This window comes from Mycobacterium sp. NGS48 (assembly GCF_059812585.1).
The window spans coordinates 703861-710943 of the sequence record NZ_JCALCY010000001.1 but is presented as its reverse complement, the minus strand read 5'-3'; the positions used below and the strand labels follow the sequence as shown (position 1 = coordinate 710943).

The window sequence follows — 7083 nt, the reverse complement described above, 5'->3', positions numbered from 1 at the left end:
CCAGCGAGGAATGGCCTTCCAGAGAGGAGCCACCGTGAGCCCCAACCTATTGACAAAAACTTCTTACGTTGGTGTCGCGTATGAAACCGCACACTCGGCGAGGAAGGAGCGGCCGATCGCCAACCTCAGTGGGCGAAGTGCTGCTCGTCGAAGTGCCCGCCCGGCTTGAGCTTGTCCAGGTGGCTCAGTGCGGTGGCGGTGTCGTCATACAATGCTCGCGCCAGATCGGCGGAGAGCCCTTCGCGTACCACGATGCGCAGCACCGAGACGTCGGTGGCGTTGTCCGGCATGGTGTAGGCCGGCACCTGCCAGCCGAAGGTGCGCAGTTCGTGGGAGACGTCGAACTCGGTGTAGCCGCGGTCTCCGCGCAGCCGGGCGGCCACCACCGGGATGGCCGATCCGTCGGAGATCAGCTCGAAATGCTCGCCCGCCTTGAGCTGCTGGCCCAGCCAGCGCGCCGTCTGCGACAGCGACTGCATCACTTGGGTATAGCCTTCCCGGCCCAGCCGCAGGAAGTTGTAGTACTGGCCGACCACCTGGTTGCCCGGCCGGGAGAAATTCAGCGTGAAAGTCGGCATGTCGCCGCCCAGGTAGTTGACCCGGAACACCAGGTCCTCGGGCAGGTGTTCGCGGCTGCGCCACACCACGAACCCGATGCCCGGATAGGTCAGGCCGTATTTGTGGCCGCTGACATTAATCGACACCACCCGCGGCAGCCGAAAGTCCCACTTCAGGCCGGGGTGCAGGAACGGCACCACAAAGCCGCCGCTGGCCGCGTCGACGTGCACCGGAACGTCGACCCCGCCGCCGGCGGCCAGCTTGTCCAGGGCCGCACAAATCTCCGCGACCGGTTCGAGCTCACCGGTGTAGGTGGTGCCCAAGATGGCCACCACGCCGATGGTGTCCTCGTCGACGGCCTCCACCACCTGCTCGGGGGTGATGACGTAGCGGCCTTCTTCCATCGGCAAGTACCGGGGCTCGACGTCGAAGTAGCGGCAGAACTTCTCCCAGACCACCTGCACGTTGGAGCCCATCACCAGGTTGGGGGTGCGGCCCTTCCAGTCCGCGCCGACCTTCTGGCGCCAGCGCCACTTCAGCGCCAGCCCACCCAGCATCACGGCCTCCGACGAGCCGATGGTCGATACGCCGATCGCGGTGGACGGGTCGTCGTCGCGCAGCCCCTCGGCATGGAACAAATCGGCGACCATGCACACGCAGCGCTGCTCGATGGCCGCGGTCGCGGGATATTCGTCCTTGTCGATCATGTTCTTGTCGAACGTCTCGGCCATCAGCTTCCCGGCCTCGGGATCCATCCAGGTGGTGACGAACGTGGCCAGATTCAGCCGCGAGCTGCCGTCGAGCATCAACTCGTCGTGGATGAAGCGGTAGGCGGCTTCGGGATCCATCGCCTCGTCGGGCATCCGCAACGCGGGCACTGGTGCGGTGAACAGCCGGCCGGTGTAGGCCGGGCTCACTGAATGCGCGGGAACTGAGGGGTGGGGCACGGCGAATCCTTTCGTTGGTGCGGGCTACAGACCGGCCAGGGCGGTGCGGATGTGGCCGAGGATGCGCGACGCCGACGTGGGTGCGTCGCCGGGCCCAGGATCGCCGGCCGACAGCGCCGCGGCGCGGGCATGCACGAAGGCTGCCGACGCGGCCGCCTCGCCCGCCGGCAGACCGGCCGCCAGCAGCGCGCCGATCATTCCGGACAGCACGTCACCGGATCCGGCGGTGGCCGCCCAGGACTGGCCCGCCGGGCTCAGGTAGACCGGGCCCTCGGGTTCGGCGACGACGGTGACGTTGCCCTTGAGCAGCACCGTCGCGCCGAACGCGTCGGCGAGCTTGCGGGTGGCGCCGATGCGGTCCTCGCCCGGCGGGGCGCCGGCCAGCCGGGCGAATTCACCGGCGTGCGGGGTGAGGACGGTGGGCGCCCGTCGGGAGCTGACGAGCTCGGGGTGCGCGGCCAGGATGGTCAGCGCATCGGCGTCGACGATCACCGGCAGGTCGGTGTCCAACGCAAACCACAGCGCGGCGGCGCCGGTGTCCTCGGTGCCCAGACCCGGCCCGACGACCCAGGACTGCACGCGCCCGGCCGTAGCGGGGGTGGGCGAGGCGATGACTTCGGGCCAGTGCGCGAGCACCTCGGCGTGCGCGCTGCCCGCGTAGCGGACCATGCCGGAGGTGGCGGCCACCGCCGCGCCCGTGCACAGCACGGCCGCACCCGGATAGGTCGACGAACCCGCCAGGACGCCGGTCACGCCCTGGGTGTACTTGTCGTCGTCGGGTCCGGGCACCGGCCAGCGCGTCACCACATCGGGGGCCTCGAACCCGCGCACATCGGTGTCGGGGAGCTCCAGACCGATGTCGACCAACCGGACGCGGCCGCAGTCCGCCAGTGCATGCACGGGTTTGAGGCCGCCGAAGGTCACGGTCAACGCGGCGTGTACGGCGGGGCCGGTGATCGCTCCGGTGGCCACGTCGATGCCGCTGGGGATGTCGACGGCCACCACCGGGATCGCGCCGGCGGCGGCGAAAAGCTCGGCTGCCGCCGGTCGCAGCGGCCCGGACCCGGAAATACCCACCACGCCGTCGATGACCAGATCGGTCGTGCCGGCGATGGAGTCGACGACGCGCCCGCCGGCCTTCCGGAACGCCGCGAGCGCCCGGCGGTGGGCGCGTTCGGGGTTGAGGAGGATGGCGTCGGCGGCCGCGCCCCGGCGACGCAGAAACGTCGCCGCCCACAGCGCGTCGCCGCCGTTGTCGCCGGAGCCGACGACCGCGCACACCCGCCGACCCGCCACTTCGCCGCTGCGGGCGGTCAGCTCGCGGAGGATCTCGGTGGCCAGCCCGTAGGCCGCCCGGCGCATCAAGGCGCCGTCGGGCAGGGTGGCCAATAGCGGCGCTTCGGCTTCGCGAATCGCGTCAACGGAGTAGTAGTGCCGCATCAATCCCAGGATTGCATGCCGCGCCGGGATGCGCTGGGCTCAGTCGCCAAAGTCGCCGGCGACATGTGGCCTCAGATGGTGCCACCAACACGCGATGTAGAGCAGCATCGCGACGACCAACAACACGATCACCCAGAGCACGACGGTGACGTCGATCCAGCTGCCGAATGGCGGCGAACCCGGCAGCGCGTTTCTCAGCGGTACCACCGCGAACAGCATCGCGGCGTACCACGTCGTCATGGGCGGCTGAAACGGACGGCGGTTGCGCAACGTTTGAACCGCAACGAACAGCGCTTGCGCGGCAATCACCACGAGAACGGTGACGATGACAATGGCGAACGCTGCCGTACTCGTGGATCGCCGCAACTCCACCCGATGCGGGGCGAACACCTCGCTCTGGGCAGCAAGCCCCGCGTCGACTCGCCAGCCGGGAAGGCGATTGGTGAAGGTCACCATCGCGGGCTCCGGAACTTTCGCAGCACCGCGAAACAGCTCGACGGTGATCGGGCCGGAATGGTAGCTATCGAAGGGCCAGTCTTCCGCCTGGCCGCTGAGTGTCAACGGAACGGGAAAGACACCGGGAAGTACGTCTTTTGACCATGTGCGCGTGGTCGGTTGGGCCACTGAGGTGACTGCGACACTGAGCTCGTCGGCCAGCCGGTGGGTGTGCGGATCCAGCAGCGCCGACCCCGGCGAAATGGTGAGGTTGGCGACGAGAACCGTGTTGTTCGATTGGATGTCTTCCACATTGAAGTTCGCGACGGTCGCGTCGCCCGGGAGCGCGCCGTTGGTCTGGCGATGCCCCATGCCGCCATTGGCGTAGAGCAGGACCGACGCGACATAAGCGCCCAGGACCGCCACGATGAGTCCGGCGATAGCGACTTTCACGAACGCCCAAACCCGGTGTCCGTTAAGCCGACCCCCGACCGCTCGACCGACTCGTTTTGCACAATCAGATCCCCTCGCCGACACAATGACTCGGATTTGAGCATGAAACTAACGCCCGCGAAATCAATTTCGGTGAATTAGTCCGGCAAGGCGGGACTGCACCCTTGCTCCGTCATAACCGTCCGCGTAGGGTATCCAGCGATTACGCAACTATGCGTAGCGTAATAGGCGGACGGAAGGACCTGTCTTGATGCGCAGCCGCTATACCGGCCGGCCCTTTACCACCTCCCCAGCTGGTATCGCCGCCGCCCTGGAACAGGTGAGCATCCCGACATTGCTGCTCTCGCTGGTGCACATCACCGGCGAGCCGCACTTCATCCGCGAGTTCAAGCCCGCCGGGATCTTTCTCAACGAAGTCCAGGGATTCATGTCCGAGGACGACAAAGCCCGCGCCCGCGCGGCGGCGCTGCCGGTGATCATCGACTACCGCGACCGCGGCTGCCCCGAGCCCGCGCCGCTGCCCCGCGACCTCGTCAAAGAGATGATGGACTGGGCGGCCTGCGAAACCGTGCCCGACGACTACGTCGAGCTGCTGCTGGAGGAGATGGACCTCGGCGGAATCGATCCACGCCGCCCGGCGCCGCTGGATCCCGACCGCACCCGGGAGCTGCCCGTCGTGGTCATTGGCTGCGGCGAATCCGGCGTCCTGGCCGGAATCCGGCTGCGCCAGGCCAACATTCCGTTCACGATCGTGGAGAAGAATGCCGGTCCGGGTGGAACCTGGTGGGAAAACACCTATCCCGGGGCTCGTGTTGACGTGGCCAACCACTTCTACTGTTACAGCTTCGAACCCAGTAACGACTGGACGCACTTCTTCGCCGAGCAACCCGAGTTGCAGGCATATTTCACCAAGCTGATCGACAAATACAGCCTGGGTCAGCACGTTCGGTGGCAGACCGAGGTGACTGCGGCCGAATGGAACGACGACGACGGGATGTGGACGCTGACCGCCCGGTCTCACGACGGCGAAATCACTACCTTGCGGGCCCGCGCCGTCATCACTGCGGTCGGTCAGCTCAACCGGCCCCATGTCCCGGCCTTCGCCGGAGCGGACACCTTCTGCGGGCCGTCGTTTCACTCGGCGGCCTGGGACCACTCGGTGGACCTGACCGGCAAGCGGGTGGCGCTGATCGGCGCGGGCGCCAGCGGATTTCAGATCGCGCCGGCCATCGCCGAGGACGTCGAGCATCTGACGGTCTTTCAACGCAGCGCCCAGTGGATGTTCCCCAACCCGATGTATCACGAGTGCGTCGGCGACGGAGTGCGCTGGGCGATGGACCACCTGCCGTTCTACGGTCGCTGGTATCGCTTCCTGGTGTTGTGGCCCGGCGCCGACAAAGGACTCGACGCTGCACGTGTCGACCCGGATTACTCCGATCAGGATTATGCAGTCAGCGAGATCAACGCCGCCGCGCGGTTGATGTTCACCGACTGGATCACCAATCAGGTTGGGGCAGAAGAGGATTTGCTAGCCAAGGTGTTGCCGGATTACCCGGCCACCGGCAAGCGAACGCTGCAGGACAACGGCACCTGGCTGGCAACGGTGCGCCGCGACAACGTCGAGCTGGTGCGCACCCCGATCCGGCGGATCACTCCCGGCGGCGTCCTGACCGACGACGGCGTCAACCACGAGGTGGATGTCATCGTCTACGCCACGGGGTTTCGGCACACAGATGTGCTGTGGCCGATAACGATCACCGGCCGCGACGGAGCCGACCTGCACGCCGTGTGGGGCCGACGTCCGTACGCCTATCTGGGAATCACCGTCCCGGGGTTCCCCAACTTCTTTCTGCTCTACGGCCCAGGCGCGCATCTGGCGCACGGCGGCAGCTTGATCTTCAACTCCGAACTGCAGATGCGCTACATCAACAGCTGCCTCGAGGAACTAGTCAGGGGCAGCGTTCATTCCGTTGAGCCGACCGCCGAGGCTGCTACCGCGTGGCATCAACGGACCCAGGCCGAGATCAAACAAATGGTGTGGTCACACCCCGCGGTCAAGCACTCCTACTTCAAAAACACCGACGGGGAGATTCACACCGTCAGCCCGTGGCGACTCAACGAGTACTGGACCGCGGTCCGTGAACCCGACTGGTCACAATTCGACGTACGGAAAGGAGCCCAGTGAGCGGAGTAATCGTCACCGGCGGCGCGTCGGGCATCGGACGGGCGAGCGCCGAGGCGCTGATTGCCGAGGGCCGGCGGGTGGCGCTGTGGGACATCGCCCCGGCGGTGCAGGAGGTCGCCGCGGAGCTGGACATGCCGGGCTTCCTGGTCGACGTCAGTGACGACACCGCGTTACCCGACGCAGTCGCCGCCGCCGCCGAAGCGCTCGGTGGCGTCGACGGCCTGGTGCATGCCGCCGGGCGGGTGCTCGCCGAGCCGGTCGGCGCCTACACCGGCGACTCCTGGGACGCCATCCTGGACGTGAATCTGCGCGCCCAGGCGATGCTGGTGCAGTTACTGCTGCCGCAGCTGGAACAGTCTGCGCGCGAAGGCCGCTCGCCGGCAGTGGTGGGAATCTCCAGCATCGAGGGGTTGGCCGCCAACCCGTTCATCCCGGCCTACTGCGCGTCCAAGGCCGGCCTGCTGGGCTTGACCCGGTCGATGGCCGCCCAGCTGGGCCTGGCCGGCATCCGGGTCAACGCGGTGTGCCCCGGCTTCATCCACACCCCGATGCTGCAGATCGCCCTCGACGTCGAGGAGGTTCGCGCCGGCTTCGTTGCGGCTGCGCCGCTGGGCCGGATCGGTGAGCCCGCCGAGGTGGCGCAAGCAGTGGCGTTCTTGATGTCGCCGCGGGCGTCGTTCATCACCGGCACCCACGTCGTCGTCGACGGCGGCGTCACCGCCCGGCATCCGTGAGCTTCGCCGGGCCAATCGAGGGGCGGCCACGGCCTTTCGCCATCGGATAAAAGCAGAGACCGATGACGATCGCCGCGAAATGCCCGATCGCCGTGAAGTTCACATGGACGACCAACGGCACGATGAAGACGATGAGCAAGATCGCCAAGTAGCCCCACCGCCACGGCCGGGCAATGTGATACGCCAGCACCGCGATCACCCCGACCAGGAAGTAGCTGACCCCGATATCACGGGCGTGCACCAGCCGCTCGGATTCCAGATGCTGCTCGATCGCCAGGTAGAGCAACCCTTCGCTGATATACAGCCGCCAGCCACGTTCTCAATCTCGATG

General features: G+C 67.1%; 5 protein-coding genes and 1 pseudogene. 2 read left to right on the top strand and 4 right to left on the bottom strand.

The window, feature by feature from the left end; genetic code table 11:
• Positions 1-125 precede the first annotated feature (125 nt).
• From gad to AC5Y42_RS03590, 3 genes are read right to left on the bottom strand one after another with little or no spacing between them, the layout of a single operon-like run.
• Positions 126-1505, bottom strand: a complete 1380-nt coding sequence (gene gad, locus AC5Y42_RS03600; protein WP_499895791.1) for a glutamate decarboxylase — start codon at positions 1503-1505, stop codon at positions 126-128.
• Positions 1506-1529: 24 nt separating this feature from the next.
• Entirely contained in the window at positions 1530-2945 is a 1416-nt protein-coding gene (locus tag AC5Y42_RS03595; RefSeq protein WP_499895790.1) for an NAD(P)H-hydrate dehydratase, read from the bottom strand.
• Positions 2946-2984: 39 nt separating this feature from the next.
• Positions 2985-3833 (bottom strand): DUF4436 domain-containing protein, encoded by an 849-nt coding sequence (locus tag AC5Y42_RS03590; RefSeq protein WP_499895788.1) that lies wholly within the window; start codon positions 3831-3833, stop codon positions 2985-2987.
• Positions 3834-4083: 250 nt separating this feature from the next.
• Here AC5Y42_RS03590 and AC5Y42_RS03585 point away from each other — a divergent pair, with 250 nt between their 5' ends.
• Positions 4084-6018 (top strand): flavin-containing monooxygenase, encoded by a 1935-nt coding sequence (locus tag AC5Y42_RS03585; protein ID WP_499895786.1) that lies wholly within the window; start codon positions 4084-4086, stop codon positions 6016-6018.
• The gene (locus AC5Y42_RS03580) at positions 6015-6752 is read left to right on the top strand and encodes an SDR family NAD(P)-dependent oxidoreductase (RefSeq protein ID WP_499895784.1); all 738 of its coding nucleotides are present in this window, start codon (positions 6015-6017) and stop codon (positions 6750-6752) included. The genes AC5Y42_RS03585 and AC5Y42_RS03580 overlap by 4 nt, the downstream gene beginning before the upstream one ends.
• Here AC5Y42_RS03580 and AC5Y42_RS03575 read toward each other — a convergent pair.
• A pseudogene (locus AC5Y42_RS03575) lies at positions 6733-7053 on the bottom strand (rhomboid-like protein); the annotation flags it as partial. The gene AC5Y42_RS03580 and the pseudogene AC5Y42_RS03575 sit on opposite strands and share 20 nt — an antisense overlap.
• Between the last annotated feature and the right edge of the window lie 30 nt (positions 7054-7083).

Coding starts and splice junctions, on each gene's coding strand:
- AC5Y42_RS03585 (WP_499895786.1), top strand. CDS start 4,084: ATGCGCAGCCGCTATACCGGCCGGCCCTTTACCACCTCCCCAGCTGGT.
- AC5Y42_RS03595 (WP_499895790.1), bottom strand. CDS start 2,945: ATGCGGCACTACTACTCCGTTGACGCGATTCGCGAAGCCGAAGCGCCG.